This is a genomic window from Luteitalea sp. TBR-22 (assembly GCF_016865485.1).
Lineage (GTDB): Bacteria > Acidobacteriota > Vicinamibacteria > Vicinamibacterales > Vicinamibacteraceae > Luteitalea.
The window spans coordinates 5,247,621-5,270,778 of record NZ_AP024452.1; the positions used below are offsets into that span (position 1 = coordinate 5,247,621).

General features: G+C 69.3%; 17 protein-coding genes and 1 tRNA gene. 11 read left to right on the forward strand and 7 right to left on the reverse strand.

Annotation, left to right across the window (positions count from 1 at the left end; all coding sequences use genetic code 11):
- Positions 1-30: 30 nt before the first annotated feature.
- Both TBR22_RS21775 and TBR22_RS21780 read right to left on the reverse strand, forming a co-directional pair.
- Positions 31-1,248 carry a cysteine desulfurase-like protein gene (locus TBR22_RS21775; protein WP_239489941.1) on the reverse strand — a complete coding sequence of 406 codons (1,218 nt, stop codon included), beginning with the start codon at positions 1,246-1,248 and terminating at the stop codon, positions 31-33.
- A gap of 159 nt (positions 1,249-1,407) precedes the next feature.
- Positions 1,408-3,882 (reverse strand): sodium-translocating pyrophosphatase, encoded by a 2,475-nt coding sequence (locus tag TBR22_RS21780; RefSeq protein ID WP_370651367.1) that lies wholly within the window; start codon positions 3,880-3,882, stop codon positions 1,408-1,410.
- Between the two features lie 271 nt (positions 3,883-4,153).
- Between TBR22_RS21780 and TBR22_RS21785 the strand changes: the two genes are divergently transcribed.
- Positions 4,154-4,597: an NfeD family protein gene (locus TBR22_RS21785; RefSeq protein WP_239489943.1), complete on the forward strand. Its 444-nt coding sequence runs from the start codon at positions 4,154-4,156 to the stop codon at positions 4,595-4,597.
- 2 nt (positions 4,598-4,599) lie between these two features.
- Positions 4,600-5,514, forward strand: coding sequence for an SPFH domain-containing protein (locus TBR22_RS21790; RefSeq protein WP_239489944.1), 915 nt, complete (start codon positions 4,600-4,602; stop codon positions 5,512-5,514).
- A 202-nt stretch (positions 5,515-5,716) separates the two neighbouring features.
- Here the strand turns inward: TBR22_RS21790 and TBR22_RS21795 are convergent, their stop codons facing one another.
- Both TBR22_RS21795 and TBR22_RS21800 read right to left on the reverse strand, forming a co-directional pair.
- Positions 5,717-7,366 carry a diguanylate cyclase domain-containing protein gene (locus tag TBR22_RS21795; protein ID WP_239489945.1) on the reverse strand — a complete coding sequence of 550 codons (1,650 nt, stop codon included), beginning with the start codon at positions 7,364-7,366 and terminating at the stop codon, positions 5,717-5,719.
- A 70-nt stretch (positions 7,367-7,436) separates the two neighbouring features.
- The gene (locus tag TBR22_RS21800) at positions 7,437-7,910 is read right to left on the reverse strand and encodes a hypothetical protein (protein WP_239489946.1); all 474 of its coding nucleotides are present in this window, start codon (positions 7,908-7,910) and stop codon (positions 7,437-7,439) included.
- A 228-nt stretch (positions 7,911-8,138) separates the two neighbouring features.
- On the opposite strand from TBR22_RS21800, the gene TBR22_RS21805 reads away from it, so the two are divergent.
- The 8 genes from TBR22_RS21805 to TBR22_RS21840 all read left to right on the forward strand — a co-directional run bounded on the left by TBR22_RS21805 (position 8,139) and on the right by TBR22_RS21840 (position 17,794).
- Positions 8,139-8,225 (forward strand) — tRNA-Leu (locus tag TBR22_RS21805).
- A 159-nt stretch (positions 8,226-8,384) separates the two neighbouring features.
- Complete coding sequence (gene tig / locus TBR22_RS21810; RefSeq protein ID WP_239489947.1) at positions 8,385-9,686, forward strand: trigger factor; 1,302 nt, start codon at positions 8,385-8,387, stop codon at positions 9,684-9,686.
- A 114-nt stretch (positions 9,687-9,800) separates the two neighbouring features.
- The gene (gene clpP, locus TBR22_RS21815; protein ID WP_370651549.1) at positions 9,801-10,406 is read left to right on the forward strand and encodes an ATP-dependent Clp endopeptidase proteolytic subunit ClpP; all 606 of its coding nucleotides are present in this window, start codon (positions 9,801-9,803) and stop codon (positions 10,404-10,406) included.
- Positions 10,407-10,471: 65 nt separating this feature from the next.
- Positions 10,472-11,719 carry an ATP-dependent Clp protease ATP-binding subunit ClpX gene (gene clpX / locus TBR22_RS21820; RefSeq protein WP_239489948.1) on the forward strand — a complete coding sequence of 416 codons (1,248 nt, stop codon included), beginning with the start codon at positions 10,472-10,474 and terminating at the stop codon, positions 11,717-11,719.
- A 225-nt stretch (positions 11,720-11,944) separates the two neighbouring features.
- Positions 11,945-14,332, forward strand: a complete 2,388-nt coding sequence (lon, locus tag TBR22_RS21825) for an endopeptidase La (protein WP_239489949.1) — start codon at positions 11,945-11,947, stop codon at positions 14,330-14,332.
- Between the two features lie 114 nt (positions 14,333-14,446).
- Positions 14,447-15,073 (forward strand): ribosome biogenesis GTP-binding protein YihA/YsxC, encoded by a 627-nt coding sequence (gene yihA / locus TBR22_RS21830; RefSeq protein WP_239489950.1) that lies wholly within the window; start codon positions 14,447-14,449, stop codon positions 15,071-15,073.
- Positions 15,074-15,426: 353 nt separating this feature from the next.
- The gene (gene rho, locus TBR22_RS21835) at positions 15,427-16,680 is read left to right on the forward strand and encodes a transcription termination factor Rho (RefSeq protein ID WP_255665388.1); all 1,254 of its coding nucleotides are present in this window, start codon (positions 15,427-15,429) and stop codon (positions 16,678-16,680) included.
- A gap of 148 nt (positions 16,681-16,828) precedes the next feature.
- On the forward strand, positions 16,829-17,794 hold the full coding sequence (locus TBR22_RS21840) for an aldo/keto reductase (RefSeq protein WP_239489951.1): 966 nt from the start codon (positions 16,829-16,831) through the stop codon (positions 17,792-17,794).
- 153 nt (positions 17,795-17,947) lie between these two features.
- Here TBR22_RS21840 and TBR22_RS21845 read toward each other — a convergent pair whose 3' ends face one another.
- On the reverse strand, positions 17,948-18,433 hold the full coding sequence (locus TBR22_RS21845) for a PEP-CTERM sorting domain-containing protein (protein WP_239489952.1): 486 nt from the start codon (positions 18,431-18,433) through the stop codon (positions 17,948-17,950).
- A gap of 337 nt (positions 18,434-18,770) precedes the next feature.
- Between TBR22_RS21845 and rpmE the strand changes: the two genes are divergently transcribed.
- Positions 18,771-19,022: a 50S ribosomal protein L31 gene (gene rpmE, locus TBR22_RS21850; RefSeq protein ID WP_239489953.1), complete on the forward strand. Its 252-nt coding sequence runs from the start codon at positions 18,771-18,773 to the stop codon at positions 19,020-19,022.
- Between the two features lie 108 nt (positions 19,023-19,130).
- Here rpmE and TBR22_RS21855 read toward each other — a convergent pair whose 3' ends face one another.
- On the reverse strand, positions 19,131-20,450 hold the full coding sequence (locus TBR22_RS21855) for a ribonuclease H-like domain-containing protein (RefSeq protein WP_239489954.1): 1,320 nt from the start codon (positions 20,448-20,450) through the stop codon (positions 19,131-19,133).
- Between the two features lie 6 nt (positions 20,451-20,456).
- Positions 20,457-23,042, reverse strand: a complete 2,586-nt coding sequence (locus tag TBR22_RS21860; protein WP_239489955.1) for a DEAD/DEAH box helicase — start codon at positions 23,040-23,042, stop codon at positions 20,457-20,459.
- Positions 23,043-23,158: the final 116 nt, after the last annotated feature.

Below are 23,158 nucleotides of genomic sequence, written 5' to 3' on the forward strand. Positions count from 1 at the left end.
CGGCCGCCGACCAATTTCGAATTTCAAATTTCACATTGCCGCGAGGGCGGCCAGCAGCCGATCGATCTCGGATGCCGTCGTGTAGCACGAACAGCCGATGCGCACGAGGCCGTCCTCGGCGTGCCCGAGGCGCTGCACGAGCGTCTGGGCGTAGAAGTCCCCCGACGACACGAACAGGCCCGCGTCCACCAGGCGTCTCGCCACGTCGTGGCTGGCGTGTCCGGCCAGCGTGAAGGACACGGTCGGCGTCCGGCCGGGCCCTGCGGGACGGCCGTAGCGCGTCACGCCCGCGATCTGCCCGAGCCCGTCCCAGAGCTGGCGCGTGAGCGCCGCCGCATCCTCGTGCAACAGGGCGTGGCTGGCCACCAGGCCGGCGCGGAGGTCGCCGGCCGAGGGGCCCACCGGCCCGGCAATCGAGGCCAGGAAGCGCACGGCAGCCGCGGCGCCGACGATGCCCTCGTGGCTCTGCGTGCCGGTCTCGAGCGAGTCGGGCGGCGCGGCGGGCGCCGGCTGCAGCTTCGGCAGCCGCAACGACGCAATCAGCTCGGGGCGTGCGCAGAGGATGCCCTGGTGCGGTCCGTAGAACTTGTACGACGAGCACGCGAGCATGTCGCAGCCCAGCGCCTGCACGTCCACCAGGGTGTGCGGCGCATAGTGCACGGCGTCGACGTACACCAGCGCGCCGGCCGCCCTGGCCAGGCGAGCCGCCGCGGCGACGTCGGGCATCGTGCCGATCGCGTTGGACGCCGCCCCGACGGCCAGCAGGCGGGTGCGCGACGACAGCAGCGCCTCGAGCGCCGCCATGTCGAAGCAGGTGCCGTCGGCGGTGAGCGGCACGGTGCGGACGGTCACGCCCGCGTCGGCGGCGGCGTGCCGCCACGGATCGACGTTGCCGTGATGATCGAGCTCGGTCACCACGATCTCGTCGCCGGGGCCCCACTGCCGCGCCAGCGCGCGCGCGACATGGAACGTGATCGTGGTCATGTTCTGCCCGAAGCTCACCCAGTCCGGGCCCGGGGCGTTGAAGAACGCCGCGTACACCTGCCGCGCGTCGAGCAGCGCCGCGTCGGTCTCCTGGCTGGTCGGGTAGACCCAGTGCGTGTTGGCGTTGTGGTGCAGCAGGTAGTCGGCCATCGCGTCGACGACCGACTGCGGCACCTGGGTTCCGCCCGGCCCGTCGAAATAGGCCACCGGGTGGCCGGCGTGGACGCGACGGAGGGCGGGGAACTGCGAGCGGACCGATTCCATGGGGCGAACCGTACAGGAATGGCTCAGGGCTCAGGGCTCAGGGCTCAGAGAGCATTCTGCACACCTGGTGGATGCTGTCCGAGCCTTGAGCCGCGAGCCCTGGGTCGTGAGCCGTGCCGCTCGAGCCCTGAGCCTCGAGCCTTGGGCCCTGAGCCTTCTCTACGCCTTGTTCGAGATGCGCATGCCGTAGAAGGAGCGATGGACGAAGAACATCGAGACGAGGAGGAAGCCGACGGTCATCGCGATGGTCAGTCCGGTGTGGGCGTAGTCGGCGCCCTTCATGCTCACGGCGAGTTCCACGGCCAGCAGGCCGAAGAGCGTCGTGAACTTGATGACCGGGTTCATGGCCACCGACGACGTGTCCTTGAACGGGTCGCCGACCGTGTCGCCGACGACGGTGGCGTCGTGCAGCGGGGTGCCCTTGGCCTTCAGCTCGGTCTCGACGATCTTCTTGGCGTTGTCCCACGCGCCGCCGGCGTTGGCCATGAAGATCGCCTGGTAGAGGCCGAAGAGCGCGATCGACACGAGGTAGCCGATGAAGAAGAACGGCTCGTAGAACGCGAAGGCCAGGGTGCCGAAGAACACGCCGAGGAAGATGTTGAACATCCCCTTCTGCGCGTACTGCGTGCAGATCGCCACGACCTTGCGGCTGTCCTCGACCGACGCCTTCTCCGCGCCGCTGTCCAGCTTGATGTTGGCCTTGATGAACTCCACCGCGCGGTAGGCGCCGGTGGTCACCGCCTGCATCGAGGCGCCGGTGAACCAGTAGATGATCGCGCCACCGGTGATCAGGCCGAGCAGGAACGGCGGGTGGAGGATCGACAGGCGCGCCACCAGCTCGGGGCGCAGGCCCTCGGTGAGCACCATGACGATCGAGAAGATCATCGTCGCGGCGCCGACCACGGCCGTGCCGATCAGCACCGGCTTGGCGGTCGCCTTGAAGGTGTTGCCGGCGCCGTCGTTCTCCTCGAGGAACTGCTTGGCTTCCTCGAAGTTCGGCGTGAAGCCGAAGTCCTTCTTGATCTCGGCGCCGATGCCCGGGATCGCCTCGATCGTCGAGAGCTCGAACACCGACTGGGCGTTGTCGGTGACCGGCCCGTAGGAGTCGACGGCGATCGTCACCGGGCCCATGCCGAGGAAGCCGAACGCCACCAGGCCGAACGCGAAGACGGCCGGGGCCACCATCAGCCCCTCGAGGCCCATCAGGCTGATGTAGTAGCCGACCCCCATCAGGAACACGATGGTCAGGCCGAGCCAGTAGGCCGAGAAGTTGCCCGCCACCAGGCCCGACAGGATGTTGAGGCTGGCGCCGCCCTCCTCCGAGCTGCTGACCACCTCGCGCACGTGGCCCGAGTCCACCGACGTGAAGATCTTGACGAACTCGGGGATGATGGCGCCGGCCAGCGTGCCGCAGGTGATGATGCTGGCCAGCTTCCACCACAGGCTGGTGTCGCCGCCGATGTCGGGGATGAGCAGGTACGACGAGATGTAGGTCAGGACGACCGACACGCCCGACGTGATCATCACCAGGCTGGTCAGCGGGTGCTCGAAGTTCATCGACTTCGCGTTGCCGTAGCGCGCCTTGGCCATGCCCTCGTTGATGAAGTAGGACAGGCCGCTGGCCACGACCATGACGATGCGCATCATGAAGATCCACACCAGCAGCTGCACCTGCACCAGCGGCTCGCGCACGGCCAGCATGATGAAGGTGATGAGCGCCACGCCGGTGACGCCGTAGGTCTCGAAGCCGTCGGCGCTCGGGCCGACCGAGTCGCCGGCGTTGTCGCCGACGCAGTCGGCGATCACCCCGGGGTTGCGCGCGTCGTCTTCCTTGATCTTGAAGACGATCTTCATCAGGTCGCTGCCGATGTCGGCGATCTTGGTGAAGATGCCGCCGGCGATGCGCAGCGCGGCGGCGCCGAGCGACTCCCCGATCGCGAAGCCGATGAAGCAGGAGCCCGCGTAGTCGGCCGGCACGAACAGCAGGATGATCAGCATCAGCAGCAGCTCGACCGAGATGAGCGCCATGCCGATGCTCATGCCCGCCTTCAGCGGGATGGCGTAGCAGGGGAACGGCTTGCCCTCGAGCGCGGCGAAGGCGGTGCGCGAGTTGGCGAAGGTGTTGACGCGGATGCCGAACCACGCCACGCCGTAGGAGCCCGCCATGCCGACCAGCGAGAACATCAGGATGACGGCGACCTTGAGCGGCGGGAATCCGTAGACGTCGGCGCCGGTGGTCGGGTCGATGGTGTGGGCGAGGCGGCCGAAGTACAGCAGGACGATCGCGCCGATGAACAGCCAGAGGATCATCAGGAAGCGGCCCTGCTGCTGCAGGTACGCCTTGCAGGTCTCGTAGATCAGCTCGGAGACCTCCAGCATCGAGCGATGCACCGGCATCCGCTTCAACTGCTGGTAGATCGACAGGCCGAACAGCAGGCCGAGGCCGCTGACCAGCAGGCCGGCCAGCAGGAGCGTGTGCCCGCCGACTCCGAGGAAACTGGCCGAGTTCAGGTCGGGAAGCACCAGGTTGGCCTCGCCACCGGGGCGATGCTCCTGGGCGAGGACAGGCGCGGCGGCCAGGAGGCCGAACGCGAGGGTCAGGGCGTGGGTGACCAGTCTGCGCACAACAGGCATTGGGATGTGTCTCGTGAGCTGGCGGCTGGATGTCGGGCACCCGTGGGCCCGCGGGGCTCCCCTGCCCCTCCTTCGGCGCGATGGTGCGTGCGTACGGGTCCGCCAAGAACCGGGCGCGATTGTGTCATAAGGCGGGGTCATCGCCTAGACGCCGGCGGCCGGGCGTGGCGGTGCGCCGGCGGCGCGGCGGTGCGCCGGGCGGACCCCGCGGCGATTGGATGGGGAAAGGCCCCTATAATGCCGAGGTCCTTCCAATGACGGAGCGTCCGGCATGATCTGGTGGTACTGGGTGGTCCTCGGCCTGCTGCTCACCGGGCTCGAGCTCGCGACGCCGGGCGGCTTCTTCCTGCTGTTCTTCGGGATCGGCGCGCTGCTGGTCGGCGGGCTGGTCACGCTGGGCCTGGCCGGACCGGCCTGGGTGCAGTGGCTGCTCTTCTCGGTGCTGTCGGTCGCGGCCCTGGTGTTCTTCCGCACCCCCCTGCTGCGTTTGATGGAAGCAAGGACTCCCGGCTCGGGCGACGTCGACTCCCTTCGCGGCGAGGTCGCGGTCGCCATGGACGGCATCCCCGCCGGCGGGCTGGGTCGCGCGCAACTGCGCGGCACGGTCTGGACCGCGCGCAACCTCGGGACCGACCCGATCACCCCCGGCCAGCGGTGCCTGGTGACCTCGGTGGACGGCCTCACCATCTCGATCCGCCGCGAAGGAGCGCTCTGAACGTGGAAGGCCTGATTGTCCTCATCATCTTCGCGATCCTGGTCCTGATCATCGTCGCCAAGACGGCGATCGTGGTGCCGCAGCAGAGCGCCTACGTGGTGGAGCGCCTCGGGCGCTACGCCGGCACGCTGGATGCCGGCTTCCACATCCTGGTGCCCTTCATCGACGTGGTGCGCTACAAGCACTCGCTGAAGGAGACCGCCATCGACATCCCGGCGCAGGTGTGCATCACCCGCGACAACGTGCAGGTGGGTGTCGACGGCGTGCTCTACCTCAAGGTGCTCAACCCCGAACGGGCCTCGTACGGCATCTCGGACTACCACTTCGCGATCTCGCAGCTGGCCCAGACGACGCTGCGCAGCGAGGTCGGCAAGATCGATCTCGACAAGACCTTCGAGGAGCGCACCAACATCAACACGCAGGTGGTCAGCGAGGTCGACAAGGCCACCGACCCCTGGGGCGTGAAGGTGCTGCGCTACGAGATCAAGAACATCACGCCGCCCTCCGACGTGCTCGCCGCGATGGAGAAGCAGATGCGCGCCGAGCGCGAGAAGCGCGCGGTGATCCTGACCTCGGAAGGCCAGCGCGATGCGGCGGTGAACACCGCCGAGGGCGCCAAGCAGGAAGTGATCAAGGCCTCGGAAGCCCGGCGCCAGCAGCAGATCAACGAGGCCGAGGGTCAGGCCGCCGCGATCATGGCGGTCGCCCGCGCCACCGCCGAGGGCATCCGCGAGGTGGCGGCCGCCATGCAGTCGCCCGGCGGCGCCGAGGCCGTGCAGTTGCGCGTCGCCGAGCAGTACATCACGCAGTTCGGCAACCTGGCGCAGAAGACCAACACCATGATCATTCCCGCCACCACGAGCGACATCGGCGGCATGATCGCCACCGCGATGCAGGTGGTGAAGAAGACGTCGTAGGCGAACGGGAGTCGGGAATCGGGAGTCGGGAATCGGGAATCGGGAATCGGGAGACGGGAGTCGGGAGTCGGGCGACCAGAGCAGCGGCCGCCTCTCGCCTGCAGCCTGGCTCGGCACGAAGGGCGCGTTCACGGACGCGCCCTTCGGCGTTCAGCGAGCGTCCTGGTGTCGTCGAAGGCCGAAGGCCGAATGACGACGGCCGCTACGGCGCGACGACGACCTGGTTGCGGCCGGCCTTCTTGGCGGCGTAGAGGGCCTGGTCCGCAGCCTCGATCCAGGCATGGCGCTCGAGGCCCTCGCGCCACGGCGCGATGCCGGCGCTGAAGGTCACGCGGAAATGCTGGTGCTCGCCGGCGGCGTGATCGAGCGCGGCGAACTCCCCCAGCAGGCGCGTGATCAGTCGCTGTGCGTCCTCGGCCGACAGCTGATCGAGCAGCACGCCGAACTCCTCGCCGCCGTACCGGCCGATGACGTCGGTGCGCCGCAGGTGCTGGCGCAGCGAGCCGGCAAGGGTGGCCAGCACGCGGTCGCCCGCCTGGTGGCCGTAGGTGTCGTTGATCTGCTTGAAGTGGTCGACGTCGAGCAGCACGAGCGAGGCCGGCCCGGGCGAGACGCGCGCCCGCCTGTCGATCACCTGCTGCACCTGCTCCATGAACGAGGCGTGCGTGAGCAGCCGCGTCAGGCCGTCGCGATGCAGGAGGCTCTTGAGGAAGCGGGCCCGCTCGAGACGCGCACCGACCGCCGAGGCCAGCAGCGCGGGATGGACCGGCTTGGTCAGGTGCTCGTCGCCACCCGCCTTGGCGGCCCGGATGCGCGACTCCATCTCGGCTTCCGACGTGAGGAAGATGATCGGCAGCGCCGCGTGCTGTTCCTGCTGGCGCACGAGCCGCGCGAGGTCGTATCCGGAGACCTCGGGCAGGTTGACGTCCATCAGCAGGAGTTCGGGCTGGAACGTCGCCATGTGCTCGGAGAAATGCCGCGGCGCGCTGCACACGTCCACCTGGTAGCCGGCCGACTCGAGCACCGTGCGCGCGAACGCGGCGTGGAACTCGTCGTCTTCCACCACGAGGATGCGCGGCACCTCGGACTGCGACTGCTCCAGCATCTGCAGCAGCTTGCGGTGGGCGGCCTCGATCTCGGCCGGCTTGGTGTAGCAGGCGTCGGCGCCGGCGTGGATGGCCTCGGCAAGGTCGAGGAAGTCGCCGACGGCGCTGAGCATCAGGATGGCGGTCTGCTCGCCATCCGGCTTCTGGCGGGCGTACTCGACGACGCTGTAGCCCGAGCCGTCGGGCAGCCGCACGTCGACCATCAGGCCGTCCGGCACGCGCGCGTCGATCAACGCCCGGGCGTCGTGGCAGGTGCCGGCCTCGCGCACCGGGATGCCCTCGTGCTGGAGGACCGAGGCGAGGAGGCGCCGGGTCTCCTGGTTCTCGTCGACGAGCAGCACGTCGAGCTCGCCGCGTGGGCCCTCGGGCACGGGAGTGGAGGCGGTGGCCGCAGCGGGCGTCGGCTCGGCGAGGACGGTGGTGGCGATGCCCTCGTCGAACAGCGACGCCAGGCGAAGGCGGATGTCGCGCCACCGCGCCACATCGTCGGTGGAGGGTTGGCCGTGCCCCTTCAGCAGTTCGTCGCAGCGACGCTCGGCCTCGCGCGCCAGGGTGCTGATCTGGGGACGCTGGTAGGTGGCACCGGCACCGGCGAGCTTGTGGAAGTGGCGCTTGAGGTCGGCCAGGGTGGCAGCGGTGCCCCGATCGAGCCGGTCGAGGGTCTCGTCGATGTCGACGAGCCTGTCCGGTCCCCCTCGCAGGAACTCGGCCTGGAGTTGGCGGAACTCTTCATCCCAGGTGCTCATGTCAGCGCGCAGACCGGCGCCATCGTACCACCTCGGCCGGAGGCGCGCCCCGGCGCGGCACCCGCGCGCATTAGCGGGGCGAGCGACAGGCGCCGCCGACGACCGTCAGGCGGTCGACGGCAAAGGTCGCGGGCCGACTGGCCGGCGTGGCCTGCTCATACGTGCCGCGGAGCTCGACTCGCTGGCCGACGTGTGCCCTCAGGCTTTCCACGTCGCCGCCGAGCCGCACCTCCTCGGTGACGGTGGCCTCGTCACCCTCGATGGGCCTCAGCCGCCAGGCCCGCGAGCCGGCGCGCTCGAGGCATCCCGTCAGGGTGAGCCTCCCCAGTTCGGGGTCCCCGGCTTCGGGCGTCGATCGGGGACGGTCGCGCATCCCCCGTTCGCGCGCGCCCCCGAGATCGGGCTCGGGCGTGGGGAGCGGCTGGGGTTCGCCGGCGGGCGGACGGTCCGGCGGCCGGACGGGCTGCGTGGCTGGAGTCGGCGGCTGCGCGTGAATGACGGCGGCCAGGGTGAGCACGGCGAGCGGTTGCAGGATGCCTGTCATTTTCGACCTCCGCCGTCGTGGGATCCACGACGCGCGCCACCCGCCGCCCGGACCCGTCAAGCCGAGCCAAGTGGCCCGTGTGCAGCGAGTTGGCCGGGCCGGCTCAGCCAGGTGCTCGGAGCGGAGCGCGGTCGTGCGGATGGCCACGCGGATCGGAATGACTGCAGGTCCCGTCTGATTGACGAGGCCAGACGGGGGTGGTAGCGTGGCGTGTTCGGCGGGCGCCGCGCGAAAGTGGCGGAACTGGCAGACGCGCCGGACTTAGGATCCGGTGGCCGGAAGGCTGTGCGGGTTCGAGTCCCGCCTTTCGCACCAGACGTCGTCTGGCAGCCCGTACGCTGGTGCGCTGCGCCTGGCAAGGCCTGCGCGACGCCCGGCGACCCGATTTTTTCGGTGCCCGGCCCCCGGAACCCGGCACCCGACGCTGTCCGACTCCCGTTTCCCGATTCCCGACTCCCGATTCCCGAGCCCCAGATGAAGGTCGAACTCACCGACGTCAGCGAAACCAAGAAGACCTTGACCGTGGAAGTCCCGCAGGACGTGGTCGAGAGCGAGATCTCCCGCATCACCCAGCGCTACGCCCGGGCCGCCCGGCTGCCCGGGTTCCGCCCAGGGAAGGCGCCCATCCAGGTGGTGCGGCGCAAGTTCAAGGACGAGATCCTCCACGACGTCGCGCACGACCTCGTGCCGCGCGTGGTGGGCGACGCGCTGCGTGACAAGGGCGTCAATCCGGTCGACACGCCGAAGGTGCGCGACCTGCAGCTCGAGGAAGGCAAGCCCCTGACCTTCACCGCTGCCATCGAGACCGCCCCGTTCGTGGATCCGGGCGACCTGACCACGCTCACGGTGACCCGTCCCGAGATGCCGGTGACCGAAGACGACGTCGATCAGGCCTTGTCGCGCCTGCGCGACCGCCTGGCCCGGATGGAGCCGGTGGAGGATCGCGCGGCCGAGCCGGGCGACACGGTGGTGATGCACCTGGCGCGTCGCCGCCTGACGGGGCCGCAGGGCGCCGAGATCACGCCGGAAGAGCCGGAACGCCACGAGAACGTGTCGGCCGAGATCGGTGCGGCGGCCAACCCGCCGGGGTTCGACGAGGCGCTGGTGGGAGTGACGGCTGGCCAGAAGAAGACTTTCGAGGTCACCTTCCCGTCTGAGTACGAGGTCGAGGAGATGGCCGGGGCGCGCGTCGAGTACGACGTGGAGGTCACCGGGCTGCGGCGCCGGGTGCTGCCGACCCTCGATGACGAGTTCGCCAAGGACCTGGGCGAGTTCCAGACCCTGGCCGATCTGCGGGGGCGCATCCGGCAGGATCTGGAGCAGGATGCTGATCGGGAGCGGACCCGGCGCATGCGCCAGCAGTTGCTCGAGCAGCTGGCGGCGCGGATGACCGGGGAGGTCCCCGAGGGCATGGTGGCCCGCGAGGTCGACCGCCGGGTGGAGGAGTTCGCGCGCCGGCTGATGGATCAGGGCGTGGACCCGCGGCAGGCGGCGATCAACTGGGAGGAATTCCGGGCCCAGCAGCAGGAACCGGCCGTGGCGACGGTGAAGAGCGTGCTCGTGCTCGACAAGCTGGCCGAGCGCGAGGGGTTGGAGGTATCGGAAGAGGAGCTCGATGCCGATATCTCCGGATATGCGACCCGCGCGGGTCGCTCGCTGGCCGAGGTGAAGGCGCAGTTGGCGCAGCAGGATCAGCTGGTGCAGATCCGGGTGGGCCTGCTGCGGGAGAAGGCGGTGGCGCACGCGCTGTCGCGTGCTACGATCGCGGGGGCGTGAGCGTCCGCCTCGCGTCCTTCTCCCCTGTGCAACGACGACGTGACTGCCCGGTAGTGCCGGGCAGGTGCAACTGCCCCCGGCCGGGTCCGGGGGGCGATGAGGCCGATGCATCCCATGATTGATCCGCGCCTGCAGCTGGTCCCGATGGTGGTCGAGCAGACCAACCGCGGGGAGCGCGCGTACGACATCTTCTCTCGCCTGCTCAAGGACAGCATCATCTTCATCGGCACGCCGATCGACGACACGGTCGCGAGCCTGGTGATTGCGCAGATGCTGTTCCTGGAGGCCGAGGATCCGGAGCGGGACATCCTGCTGTACATCAACAGCCCTGGCGGGTCGATCACCGCGGGGCTGGCGATCTACGACACGATGCAGTACATCCGGCCCGACGTGTCGACGTACTGCCTCGGGCAGTGCGCCTCGTTCGGGGCGGTGCTGCTCGCCGGCGGGACCAAGGGCAAGCGATACGCGCTGCCCAACTCGCGCATCCTGATCCACCAGCCGTGGGTGCAGGGTGGGGTCGGCGGGCAGGCCACCGACATCGACATCCACGCCAAGGAAATCCTGCGGATGCGTCACCGGCTGAACGAGATCCTGGCCGAGCACTCCGGCCAGCCGATCGAACGGCTGCAGGCCGATACCGAGCGCGACTACATCATGTCGGCCGAGCAGGCGCGCGAGTACGGTATCATCGACGATGTCCTCCGCAAGCGCAGCTGACGGCGCGGTGACTGCCGCGTGCGCGCGGTGTCCCCGGTGCCGGTGACGCAGACGGGTCCGATCCCATGGTGAAGAAGAACGGCGAGAACGAAGTGCTGCGGTGCTCGTTCTGCAACAAGGACCAGAACGACGTCCGCAAGCTGATTGCCGGCCCCACCGTCTTCATCTGCGACGAGTGCGTCGAGGTCTGCAACGACATCATCGCGGACGACAACCGGTTCGAGGCCAAGGGCACGCGCTCGTCGCTGCCCACGCCGCAGGAGATCAAGAAGTTCCTGGACGAGTACGTGATCGGCCAGGAGCAGACCAAGAAGCGGCTGGCGGTCGCGGTCTACAACCACTACAAGCGGATCGAGATCGGCAAGCAGTCCAAGAGCCGCAACGAGGTCGAGCTCCAGAAGTCGAACATCCTGCTGATCGGGCCGACCGGCACGGGCAAGACGCTGCTGGCGCAGACGCTGGCGCGGCTGCTCTCGGTGCCGTTCACGATCGTCGATGCGACGACGCTGACCGAGGCCGGCTACGTCGGCGAGGACGTCGAGAACATCATCCTCAAGCTGCTGCAGGCCGCCGGTGGCGACATCGAGAAGGCGCAGCAGGGGATCATCTACATCGACGAGGTCGACAAGATCTGCCGCAAGGACGAGAACCCGTCGATCACGCGCGACGTGAGCGGCGAGGGCGTGCAGCAGGCGCTGCTGAAGATCCTCGAGGGCACGGTGGCCAACGTGCCGCCCCAGGGCGGCCGCAAGCACCCGCACCAGGAGTTCTTCCAGGTCGACACGACCAACATCCTGTTCATCTGCGGCGGCGCGTTCGTCGGCCTCGAGAAGGTCATCGAGCGGCGCGTCGGCAAGAAGACGCTCGGGTTCCGCGCCGAGAAGTCGCAGTTCGACGCCAAGGACGTGGGCACGACGCTCGAGAAGATCGAGCCGCAGGACCTGATCCGCTACGGCCTGATCCCGGAGTTCGTCGGGCGCCTGCCGGTGGTGGCGACGCTGCACGAGCTCGATCGCCCGGCGCTGGTGCAGATCCTGACCACGCCGCGCAACGCGATCACCAAGCAGTACGTCAAGCTGCTCGAGTACGAGAACGTGAAGCTGCGCTTCACCGACGACGCGCTCGAGGCGATCGCCGAGCTGGCGCTGACGCGCAAGATCGGCGCGCGCGGGCTGCGGATGATCATCGAGGAGCTGATGCTCGACGTGATGTACACCGTGCCGGGTCAGAAGAAGATCCGCGAGTGCGTCATCACCCGGGACGTCGTCGAGTCGAAGGAGAAGCCGATCACGGTGATGGAGAAGGCCGGGTAACCGTCCGGTCCGCCCGCGACGCTCCCGGTGGGGCGTCGGCGGGCCCGCCTGCCGGGAATCCGGCAGGACGCCCGGCCGCGCGCCTGGCGTACGCCCGTCCAGGCAGGCACGGCCCGGTGCCGCTTCCCGCGGGGAGCGCCCGACGGCCCGGCGACCTGCCCGTATGGCGGAGGAAGTCGTCTCCGCCGCCTTGACAAGTCACCGCGCATTCCCGACAACTGATTCATGGAAGTCTTCGAAACCCTCCCGATCGTCCCGCTGCGCGATGTCGTCGTGTTCCCGCACATGATGATGCCGTTCGTGATCGGGCGGCCGTCGTCGATCCGGGCGCTCGAGCACGCCCTGGGCAAGGACAAGCGCATCTTCCTGGCGGCGCAGCACGACGCGGCCACCGACGATCCGCAGCCGGCCGACATCTACACGATGGGCTGCGTGGCCAACATCGTCCAGAGCCTGAAGCTGCCCGACGGCAACATCAAGGTGCTGGTCGAGGGCGTCGACCGCGGCCGGGCGGTCGAGTGGAAGGAAGACAAGGGCTTCTTCCGCGTCGTCGTCAAGGTGATCGCGCGGCAGCGCGAGACGGCCGGCGAGGTGGAAGCGACGATGACGCGGGTGGTGTCGCTGTTCGAGCAGTACGTGAAGCTGTCGAACAACCTGCACTACGACGCGATGATTGCCGCCGTGCGGGTCGACGACCCGGCGCGGCTGGCCGACACGATCGCAGCCCACATGCTGGTGGGGATCGAGGAGAAGCAGAACCTCCTCGAGATCGTGTCGCCGCTCGAGCGCCTGAACCGCATCGCGTCGGTGCTCGAGGTCGAGGTGGACAAGCTCCAGGTGGATCGCCGCATCCAGTCTCGCGTGAAGAAGCAGATGGAGAAGGCGCAGAAGGAGTACTACCTCAACGAGAAGATGAAGGCGATCCAGAAGGAACTGGGTCGCAAGGAAGACAAGGGCAACGAGATCGAGGACCTCAAGAAGAAGATCGAGGACGCGCGGATGCCCAAGGACGTCGAGGAGAAGGCGATGCAGGAGCTTCGCCGCCTCGAGGCCATGCCGCCGATGTCGGCCGAGGCGACCGTCTCGCGCAACTACCTCGACTGGCTGATCGCCGTTCCCTGGCACAAGAAGACCAAGGAGAGCCGCGACCTCAAGCGCGCCGAGGAGATCCTCAACCAGGACCACCACGGCCTCGAGAAGATCAAGGACCGCATCCTCGAGTTCCTCGCGGTGCGCACCCTGGTCAAGAAGCCCAAGAGCACGATCCTGACGTTCGCGGGCCCTCCGGGGGTCGGCAAGACGTCGCTGGCCAAGTCGATCGCCAAGGCGACCAACCGCAAGTTCGTGCGGCTCTCGCTCGGCGGCGTGCGTGACGAGGCCGAGATCCGCGGCCACCGCCGCACCTACATCGGCGCGTTCCCGGGCCAGGTCATCCAGATGATGAAGAAGGCCGGCTCGATGAACCCGGTCTTCCTGCTCGACGAGGTCGACAAGATGTCGATGGACTTCCGCGGCGATCCGTCCGCGGCGCTCCTCGAGGTCCTCGACCCCGAGCAGAACAACGCGTTCCTCGATCACTACCTCGACGTCGAGTACGACCTGTCGAACGTGATGTTCATCTGCACCGCCAACGTGCTGCACACCATCCCGCAGGCGCTCCGCGACCGCATGGAGGTGCTGCAACTGGCCGGCTACACCGAGCAGGAGAAGGTGGAGATCGCGCGGCGCTTCCTCGCGCCCAAGGCGATCGAGAACGCGGGCCTGTCGGAGAAGAACATCACCTTCACCGAGGATGCGCTGCGCGCCATCATCCAGCGCTACACGCGCGAGGCCGGCGTGCGCAACCTCGAACGCGAGGTGTCGTCGGTGTGCCGCAAGGTCGCCCGCCGGGTGGTGGTCGACGGCGCCGAGTACTACGAGGAGATCACGCCGGAGCAGGTCACCCAGCACCTCGGCGTGCCGAAGTACCGCGCGACGATGGCCGAGGAGGCCAACGAGATCGGCATCGCCACCGGACTGGCGTGGACCGAGGTCGGCGGCGAGATCCTGGTGACCGAGGCGACGCTGATGCCCGGCAAGGGCAAGCTCACGCTGACCGGCAAGCTCGGCGACGTGATGCAGGAGTCGGCGCAGGCGGCGATGAGCTTCGTGCGCTCGCGCGTCAACGAGTACGGGCTGCCGCCCGACTTCTGGAAGACGATGGACGTGCACGTCCACGTCCCGGAGGGCGCCATCCCGAAGGACGGACCGTCGGCGGGCATCACCATGGCGACGGCGATGATCTCGGCGCTGTCGCGGGTCGCCGCCCGCAAGGACGTGGCGATGACCGGCGAGATCACGCTGCGCGGCAAGGTGCTGCCGATCGGCGGCGTGAAGGAGAAGGTCCTCGGCGCGCACCGCGCCGGGGTCAAGACCATCATCCTCCCGAAGGACAACGAAAAGGACCTGGCCGACATCCCGAAGAACGTCCTCGACACGCTCGACGTCTACATGGTCGAGCAGATGGACGAGGTGCTGAAGATTGCGCTGGAGGGGCCGCTGCCGTCGGCCATCCCGGCCACCACCGAGGCGGCCGTCGAGCCCGTGGTGAGTGACGACGCCATCACGCACTGATCGGAGGACGCGCGGGGCGGCGCACCGACGCTGCCCCGCGACGCCGGCGTCCGCCCCCCACGGACAGCAGGCCGGTCGTTCCCTCCTCCATCACACGCCTGTGGTCGTCTCACCTTGAAAGCCCTGCCGGTCCAGTTCGTGCGCAGCGCGATGCGCGCCGCCGACCTGCCGCGCGACGCCTCGCCGCAGCTGGCCCTCGTGGGCCGCTCGAACGTCGGCAAGTCGACGCTGATCAACGCGATCACCGGCACGCGCGTGGCGCGCACGAGCGCTGCGGCCGGCAAGACGCGGGAGTTGAACGTGTACGCGGTGGAGTACGGCCACCGCGACCTGCGCCGCCTGTACCTGGTCGATCTGCCGGGCTACGGGTATGCGCGCGGCGGGGATGCCTCGGCGGAACAGTTCGCCGGGCTCACCGCCATGTACTTCGGACGCCCCCCGCACGTCGCCGGCACGATGGCCGACGGCGGGGGCTACGGACCGACGGGCGCGCTGCTGATCGTCGACGCGCGCCACCCGGGACTCGCCCAGGACCTCGGGGCCTGGGCGTGGCTTTCCACGCAGGACCTGGCGACTGCCGTCGTGGCCGCCAAGATCGACAAGCTGTCGCGCACCGAGCGGGTGCGCAACCTACGTGCATGGGAAACATCGTTGAACGCCCCGGTGACGCCAGTGTCGGCGCTCACCGGCGAAGGACTGGAAAACCTGTGGACCAGAATCGTCCGCCTGCTGACGCCGTAGCGGCACCGCCCGCTCCGGCCGCTCCTACCCAGGCTCCCCCGCCGCCCCAGGCCTCGTCGCCTGACGCTCCCGCCCCGCCGCCGCGACAGCAGCAGCAACGCCAGAACCACGACCGGCAGGACGGCGGTGGTGGTGGTGGTGGCCGCAACCAGGGCGGTGGCGGTGGAGGTCGCCGTCACGGCCGTGGCGGTGGTGGAGGCGGCGGCAACCGCGACGGCAACCGGGATCGCGACGGCAACCGCGACGACCGGCACCGCGGCGGCGGCCGTCATCGCCAGCAGCCCCCGCCGATGCCCGACGAGGACGTCGAGGCGCTCGAAGCGCAGGCCGCCGGCCGCTCGGACGCCGAGGTCGTGAACCTGTCCACGCTCAAGGAGATGAGCGTGCAGCAGCTCACGCAGGTGGCCAAGGACCTCGACATCCCCGGCGCCACCGGGCTGCGCAAGCAGGACCTGATCTTCGAGATCCTGCGCGGCCGCGCCGAGAAGAGCGGGATGCTCTTCAGCGAGGGCGTGCTCGAGGTGCTGCCGGACGGCTTCGGCTTCCTGCGGGCTCCCGACTACAACTACCTGGCCGGCCCCGACGACGTGTACGTGTCGCCGTCGCAGATCCGCAAGTTCGACCTGCACACCGGCGACACGGTGAGCGGCCAGATCCGCCCGCCCAAGGAAGGCGAGCGGTACTTCGCGCTGATCAAGGTGGAGGCGGTCAACTTCGAGCCGCCCGAACGGACACGCGAGAAGATCTTCTTCGAGAACCTCACGCCGCTGTACCCGCAGGAGCGCATCACGCTCGAGAGCGGCGCCGACAACCTGTCGGCCCGCGTGCTCGACCTGATGACGCCGATCGGCAAGGGGCAGCGCGGCCTGATCGTCGCGCCGCCGCGCACCGGCAAGACGATGCTGCTGCAGAACATCGCCAACAGCATCACGGCCAACCACCCCGAGGTCTACCTGATCGTCCTGCTGATCGACGAGCGCCCCGAGGAAGTGACCGACATGCAGCGCTCGGTGCGCGGCGAGGTCATCAGCTCGACGTTCGACGAGCCGGCGCAGCGGCACGTGCAGGTGGCCGAGATGGTGATCGAGAAGGCCAAGCGCCTTGTCGAGCACAAGAAGGACGTGGTCATCCTGCTCGACTCGATCACCCGCCTGGCGCGTGCCTACAACACCGTGGTGCCGCCGTCGGGCAAGGTGCTGTCGGGCGGCGTCGACTCCAACGCCCTGCAGCGCCCGAAGCGCTTCTTCGGCGCGGCCCGCAACATCGAGGAAGGCGGCTCGCTGACGATCATCGCCACCGCGCTCATCGACACGGGCTCGCGCATGGACGAGGTGATCTTCGAGGAGTTCAAGGGCACCGGCAACATGGAGATCCACCTCGATCGCAAGCTGGCGGACCGCCGCGTGTTCCCCGCGATCGACATCACCAAGAGCGGCACGCGCAAGGAGGAACTCCTCATCCCGAAGGAGGACCTCAACCGCATCTGGGTGTTGCGCAAGGTGATCAACCCGCTGTCGCCGACCGAGGCGATGGAACTGCTGCTCGGCAAGATGGGCAAGACCAAGAGCAACACGGAGTTCCTGGGAGCGATGTCGGGCGGGAAGTAGCTCGGGCGGGCACCGGGCACCGGATACCGGGCACCGGAGTTGGGAAGGCTGGGCGCCCTCGTGGGCGCCTTTCCTTTTTGGTGGGCGAACTGCCGTTGGCCTCCGGTGACCGGATCCCGGTGCCCGGTGCCCGATCTACGATCACGCCATGCAAACACGACGCTTCGGACGGCTCGGGTGGCAGGTCTCGGAAATCGGCTACGGCATGTGGGGCATGGGTGGCTGGAGCGGCAGTGACGACGCCGAGTCGCTCGCGTCGCTGGACCAGTCGGTGGCCGCGGGGGTCAACTTCTTCGACACCGCGTATGCCTACGGGGACGGTCACAGCGAGCAACTGCTCGCGCAGACCCTCCGCGCGCACGCCGACCGCACGCTGTACGTGGCCACCAAGGTGCCGCCGAAGAACCGCAAGTGGCCGGGCACCGCCGCCACGCCCGTGGCCGAGGTCTTCCCGTACGACTACATCGTCGAGATGACGGAGAAGAGCCTGCAGAACCTCGGCGTGGAGCGGATCCACCTGCAACAGCTGCACGTGTGGGACGACACGTGGGCGGCCGACGAGGGGTGGCAGCGGGCCGCGGAAGATCTGAAGAAGGCCGGCAAGATCGAGGGGTTCGGCATCAGCGTGAACCGCTGGGAGCCGGCCAACGTGCTGCAGGCGCTCGAGACCGGCAAGGTGGACGCCGTGCAGGTGGTCTACAACCTGTTCGACCAGAATCCCGAGGACGCGCTCTTCCCCGCCGCGCAACGGCTCGACGTGGCGATCATCGCGCGGGTGCCCTTCGACGAGGGCAGCCTCACCGGCAAGATGACGCGCGACATGACGTTCCCGAAGACCGACTGGCGCAGCCTCTACTTCACCCCCGACAACCTGCGCGAGACGCTCGACCGCGTGGACCGCATCGCCGCCGACGTGCCCGCCGGCATGACCCTGCCCGAGCTGGCGCTGCGCTTCATCCTGGAGAACCCGGTGGTGTCGACCGCCATCCCGGGCATGCGCAAGGCGCCGCACGTCGCCCAGAACACGGCGGTATCGGACGGGCGCCGGCTGGGCGAGGGCCTGATGGCGGCGCTTCGCGCGCACCGGTGGGACCGTACGCACGTGATTCCGTAGGGGCCGGGAGTCGGGGTCGGGGGTCGGGAGGCGGGAGTCGGCGAATGACGAGGCCGACCGGGAATGGCAACGGCCAGGATGTTGCCCGGGAGAGGACAACATGCTGGCCGCTTCACGAGCCCGCGTGACGGGCCGTGCCGGACCCGGAGGTGATTACGGTCGGGCGCGCCAGGCGCGGCGGAAGCGGCTCGACATTCCGAGCAGGCCCAGACCAACCAGCATTGCCGTGGCGGGCTCAGGCACGGCAGCGAGCCCGGCCGCGGGCAATTCGTCGTAGGCGGCCCTGCCGCCGGCTGCCGGCAATTCCTCGAAGAAGAACTGCTGCGGCACGCTGCCGGCCGGCCCGAAGACCCTGAGGAAGGCCTGCTCGTCTTCCGGTCCGCGCGCTTCGGTCGGCTTGAAGGGGTCCTCGACCAGGCGGAGGGGCTCAACCGGCTTGCGGACGTTCACGAAGTCACCGCCGTAGGCGTCAAAAGCCGCCAGGTCGAGCGGTGTCCACTCGAACGACTCGAACGGCAGCGAGGACGCGGAATATGTCGGGACGTGCGGCTGGACATTGCTGCCCGGACCGATGGTGCCGCCGAAGGAGGGACGGGTGGCGACCAGCACGAGGACTACGGCAAGAAACAGGCGTCGCATCATCAAGCTCCGGGGCGCCCGCTGACGGATCCGTCGCGTCGAACACGATTTCGTGATCGGTGCGGCAGCTCCCTCCCGTGGACTCCTGCGGAAAACCGCGGAAGTCCGATTGCAGCGGGCCGTCCTGACCACCTGACAAAGCAAGTTCCCTGCCGGTGAGCAACAGGGTGCGTTGCCGGGGGCCGGGAATGCCGCCAGGGGCGGACGCCGGCCTCATCATCTGCCCGAAGTGGCCGACGTGACAAGTGAAAGCGGCCAAGGCGCGACCCCAGGGACGGTCGAAGCCAGCCTCGCCGTGGTATCATCACGGTTTGGCCGCTGCCAAAGGAGCCAGACCATGAAGCCAGGAATTCATCCGGAGTACCACGAAGTAGAAGCCCGGTGCGCCTGTGGCGCCACCTGGAAGGCCCACTCCACGAAGAAGGAACTGCACCTCGAAATCTGCAACAACTGCCACCCGTTCTTCACGGGTCGTCAGAAGCTTGTCGACACCGAGGGGCGCGTGGAGCGTTTCACCCGCAAGTTCGGCGCGACGACCGTCGCCGCCCGCAAGGCCGCCGAGAAGGCCAAGAAGGGCTCGCCGGCGTAAGCAGGCACGCCCGACCCGCCTTCGCCGAGGTTCGGCGAGGCAGGCTGTCCGCATCGCGGAGCACACCGCGCGGCCCGCGAAGGCGGGGCAGCCAGTTGGTCCACCGTATCAGTCGTTCCACAACGGGGTCGTCGCAGGGACGCCCCGGGCGAGCTTCCGCTCCAGCCGCTCGAGCCGCCGGCTGAACTGCTCGCGCTCTCCCCTCCCGATCGCTTCTTCGATCCCCGCCACGGCATGCCGCCGCGCCTCCTCGAGCTGGCCGGCCCGGTGCTCGTGGTGGATGGCCAGCGCCTCCCGCGCCTCCCGCAGCACCTGTGGGCGTCCGCCCAGCTGCAGGACCAGCCGCCAGGCGCCTGCCGCCTCCTCGTATCGCCTCAGACGGCGCAGCAACCGCGCCAGTGCACGAGCCGAGGCGCGACGCACGTCGCGCGTCTGCCAATGGTCGTCGGCCGCGGCTCGATAGCAGGCCACGGCGGCCTCGTTCCAGCCGCCGCGCTCGTACAGCGCGCCCAGGCCGAAGGCGGTCGCGCCCGCCGGGGGTGACTCACGCCCGTCGCGCACGAGTCGCTGCGCGTGGGCCGTGAGTGCGGCCAGCGACAGCAGGTCGAGCCGGTTGTGCAGCAGCACGGGCTCGAGCAGCGCCGCCGGGCCGCCCCTGACGAACTGGAAGTACCGGGCCGGGATCTCGAAGCCTCCCACGTCGCCGACCCGCCCGACGCCGAGCACCGATTCCTCGAGGTGCGTGAGGCGGCACGAACGGTCGCCCTCCTCCGAGGCGCGCCACAGGCGACGCGCGGCGTGCAGCATGTCGAGGTGCGGGATGTCGCACACCACCTGCGGCACGCGCTGCATCTCGCCGCGCAGTTCCATGACCGGCACGTCGAACGTGCGGCCGTTGTAGGTCACCAGCACCGCGTCGTCGCGCAGGTACGCGTTCAGGGCGTGCAGCAGCGCGCGCTCGGCGGCGTAGGACGGCAACAGGAACTGCGTGGTGCGGAAGCCGTCCGGCGTCCACTCCCCGACGCCGGCCAGGAACGCCAGCATGCCGGCGCCGCCCGAGAGTCCGGTGGTCTCGAGGTCGAAGTACACCAGGCGCGAGCGGTCGCCGAGGGGGCGACCGGCGAGCAACGTCAGGGTCTCGTCGTTGCAGACCTCGCCGCAGGCCTCGACGCGCAGCCGTCCGTGGCTGCGATCGGCCTCGTGGAGGTGCTCCACGACGATGGTCGGGCCGTGCGCCGTCTCGACGAGACGCGCACCGTCGAGGCCGACGTCGGGGCCGTCAGGATGGGCGAGCCGCGGATCGACGGGCAGGCCATCGTCGTCGACGGGGGCGTAGGTGAGCTCGCGCACCGGCGCCGGGCTCGCCGCGCTGCCCGCCACGTGCCCGCGGGCGATCTCGCGCAGCCGTGAGAGCGAGGAGGACGCCATCGCGTGCTAGAACGGCACCTCGTCGGCAGCCGGGCCTGCCGAGGGTGACTGCAGCCGCGCGAGGAGGTCGAGCGCGACGCGCTTGGCGCGCGGGCCGATGTCGCCGACGGGGCCGACGCACGACGGGCAGCCGACCTCGCAGGGGCAGCTGGCGATCAGCTGCTGCGCCTGCGCCAGCAGCGCGTCGTGCATGCGGAACAGCGGCGCGCTGAAGCCGATCCCCCCGGGATAGTTGTCGTAGAGGAAGACGTGGGCGTCGGCGTCTCCGGTGGCCGGCGCCGAGGGCCGTCCGCCCACGCCGGCCTCGCCGGTGCCGGTGTCGATCGAGACACCGATGTCGCGCTGGTCGCACATCAGCAGCAACTGGGCGATGGACTTCATCGCGTGCGCCAGGCCGGCCACGCCGTCGCGGCGGTCGTCGGGCGCCCACGGCATCTCGAGCAGCACCGCGCGCGGCACGGTGAGCCAGTACGACGTGGTGTGCATCTGCTGCTCGGGCAGGTCGAGGTCGCCCGACCCGACGTTCTCGTTGGTGTAGAAGCGGATCTTCTTGAACCCGACGACGCGCGAGACGACGTGCACGTCGCCGTGCGATCGGCCGGCGCGATTGGGCTGCGGCAGGAGTGCGTCGCTGGCATCGGCGGCGGCCGGCGAGCCCGCTGCGGCCGGATCGCCCTCGCTGCCGCCCTCGGCCAGGGCCTGCTCGCTGCCGACCGCCGACTGCGGGCTGCCGCCCGTGATCTCGCCGAGGCTGGTCTCGGCCTCTTCGAGCACGTTGACCTTCGTGTAGGTGATCGCGTCGGTGTAGTAGTCGCACTCGACGCTGCGCACGTACGCCTTGCGTCCTTCGATGTCGAGCTTCTCGACCTGGAACAGCGCGCCTTCGAGGATGTAGATCGCCTTCTCGTGCAGCGTCGAGAGCGCGCTGGTGTAGTCGGTCTCGCCGATCACGCGCGAGCCTTCCGTGATGTCGACGATCACGAAGTTGTCCGAGGTGATGGCGCGCAGGCTGATGGCGTCGGCGGGATAGGACTCGTGGGTCCAGTTCCACTGACCGTCGGCCAGGTGCACGAACCCCTCCTCGCCCAGCACCTGGAGCACCTCGTCGGTGCTCACGGTGGTGCGGCCGAAGCGCTCGCCGTCCTGGAACGGCAGCTCGAACGCCGCGCACTTGACGTGGTTGAGCAGCACGTGGAGGTTCTCGGGGTTGATCAGCGCGTGCTCGGGCGAGGCGTCGAAGAAGTACGTCGGGTGGCGCACGATGAACTGGTCGAGCGGCGCGCTCGAGGCCACCATCACCGCCGCCGACCGTCCGGAGCGCCGGCCGGCGCGGCCGGCCCGCTGCCACGTGGACGCGATCGTCCCGGGATAGCCCGCCATCACGCACACGTCGAGGGCGCCGATGTCGATGCCGAGCTCGAGGGCGTTGGTGGACACGACCGCGCGCACGTCGCCCTCGCGGAGCCCGCGCTCGATCTCGCGCCGGCGCAGCGGCAGGTAGCCGCCGCGATAGCCACGCACCGCCTCGGTCGCGCCGGGCGGTCCCTGGAACGCATCCTTGAGGTACGTGGTGAGGATCTCGGTGGCCAGGCGGCTCTGCGCGAAGACGATCAACTGCAGGTTGCGCCGCAGGAACTCCAGCGCCACCCGCCGCGCCTCGGAGAGGTACGACCGCCGGATGCCGAGCGCCTGGTTCACCACCGGTGGGTTGAGCAGGACGAAGAACTTCTCGCCGCGTGGCGCGCCGCTCTCCGACACGAGTTCGAACGGCTGCTCGGTGAGTTGCTCGGCCAGCGCCTTGGGGTTGGCGATCGTCGCCGACGTGCAGATGAACGTCGGGTTCGAGCCGTAGTGCCGGCAGATCCGCTGGAGCCGCCGCAGCACGTTGGCCAGGTGGCTGCCGAACACGCCCCGATAGGCGTGCAGTTCGTCGACGACGATGTAGCGCAGGTTCTCGAACAGGCGCGCCCATCGGGGATGGTGCGGGAGCACGCCGGCGTGCAGCATGTCGGGATTGCTGAGGACGACGTTGGCGCGGGCGCGGATGGCGCGACGCGCGTCGGCCGGCGTGTCGCCGTCATAGGTGAAGACGCCGATGTCGCGCTGCGCGGCCGCCCCGACGATCTGCGCCAGGCCCTGCAACTCGGCGAGCTGGTCCTGGGCCAGGGCCTTGGTCGGGAACAGGTACAGGGCCCGCGCACCCGGCTCGCGCAGCACGGTGCTGAGGACCGCGCCGTTGTAGCAGAGGGTCTTGCCGGAGGCGGTCGGCGTGACCACCACCACGTGCCGGCCCGCCAGCGCGTGGCCCATGGCCTCGGCCTGGTGCGTGTAGGGCTCATCGATGCCGCGCGCCGCGAGGGCCTCGATCAACGCCGGGGCGACGCCCTCGGGCCAGGGCGCGTATCGCGCCGGCTGCGCCGGGATGTGCCGGACCGCGGTCACGACCTTGTCGCCGCCCACCTGCACGTGTGTGCCGGGGGTCGACTCGGCCGGCAGTGTCGGCGCGACGCGGGTGTCGGGCGCGAGGTGGCCGAGGGCCTCCTGCAGCGCCTGATCCTTGTTCCCGGAGAGGCGCGCCAGCGTGCCTGACATGGTTCGTCGATGCTACGCCGCCGGGCGGGGGCGATCAAGAGACGAAACGGCAGCGGCCGAGGGGTTCATGTCGACGCGCCGGCTGCCGAACGTAAAGATCATCAAGGGGTTGTTAA

Coding starts and splice junctions, on each gene's coding strand:
- TBR22_RS21775 (WP_239489941.1), bottom strand. CDS start 1,248: ATGGAATCGGTCCGCTCGCAGTTCCCCGCCCTCCGTCGCGTCCACGCC.
- TBR22_RS21780 (WP_370651367.1), bottom strand. CDS start 3,882: ATGCCTGTTGTGCGCAGACTGGTCACCCACGCCCTGACCCTCGCGTTC.
- TBR22_RS21785 (WP_239489943.1), top strand. CDS start 4,154: ATGATCTGGTGGTACTGGGTGGTCCTCGGCCTGCTGCTCACCGGGCTC.
- TBR22_RS21795 (WP_239489945.1), bottom strand. CDS start 7,366: ATGAGCACCTGGGATGAAGAGTTCCGCCAACTCCAGGCCGAGTTCCTG.
- TBR22_RS21800 (WP_239489946.1), bottom strand. CDS start 7,910: ATGACAGGCATCCTGCAACCGCTCGCCGTGCTCACCCTGGCCGCCGTC.
- tig (WP_239489947.1), top strand. CDS start 8,385: ATGAAGGTCGAACTCACCGACGTCAGCGAAACCAAGAAGACCTTGACC.
- clpP (WP_370651549.1), top strand. CDS start 9,801: ATGATTGATCCGCGCCTGCAGCTGGTCCCGATGGTGGTCGAGCAGACC.
- clpX (WP_239489948.1), top strand. CDS start 10,472: ATGGTGAAGAAGAACGGCGAGAACGAAGTGCTGCGGTGCTCGTTCTGC.
- lon (WP_239489949.1), top strand. CDS start 11,945: ATGGAAGTCTTCGAAACCCTCCCGATCGTCCCGCTGCGCGATGTCGTC.
- TBR22_RS21840 (WP_239489951.1), top strand. CDS start 16,829: ATGCAAACACGACGCTTCGGACGGCTCGGGTGGCAGGTCTCGGAAATC.
- TBR22_RS21845 (WP_239489952.1), bottom strand. CDS start 18,433: ATGCGACGCCTGTTTCTTGCCGTAGTCCTCGTGCTGGTCGCCACCCGT.
- rpmE (WP_239489953.1), top strand. CDS start 18,771: ATGAAGCCAGGAATTCATCCGGAGTACCACGAAGTAGAAGCCCGGTGC.
- TBR22_RS21855 (WP_239489954.1), bottom strand. CDS start 20,450: ATGGCGTCCTCCTCGCTCTCACGGCTGCGCGAGATCGCCCGCGGGCAC.
- TBR22_RS21860 (WP_239489955.1), bottom strand. CDS start 23,042: ATGTCAGGCACGCTGGCGCGCCTCTCCGGGAACAAGGATCAGGCGCTG.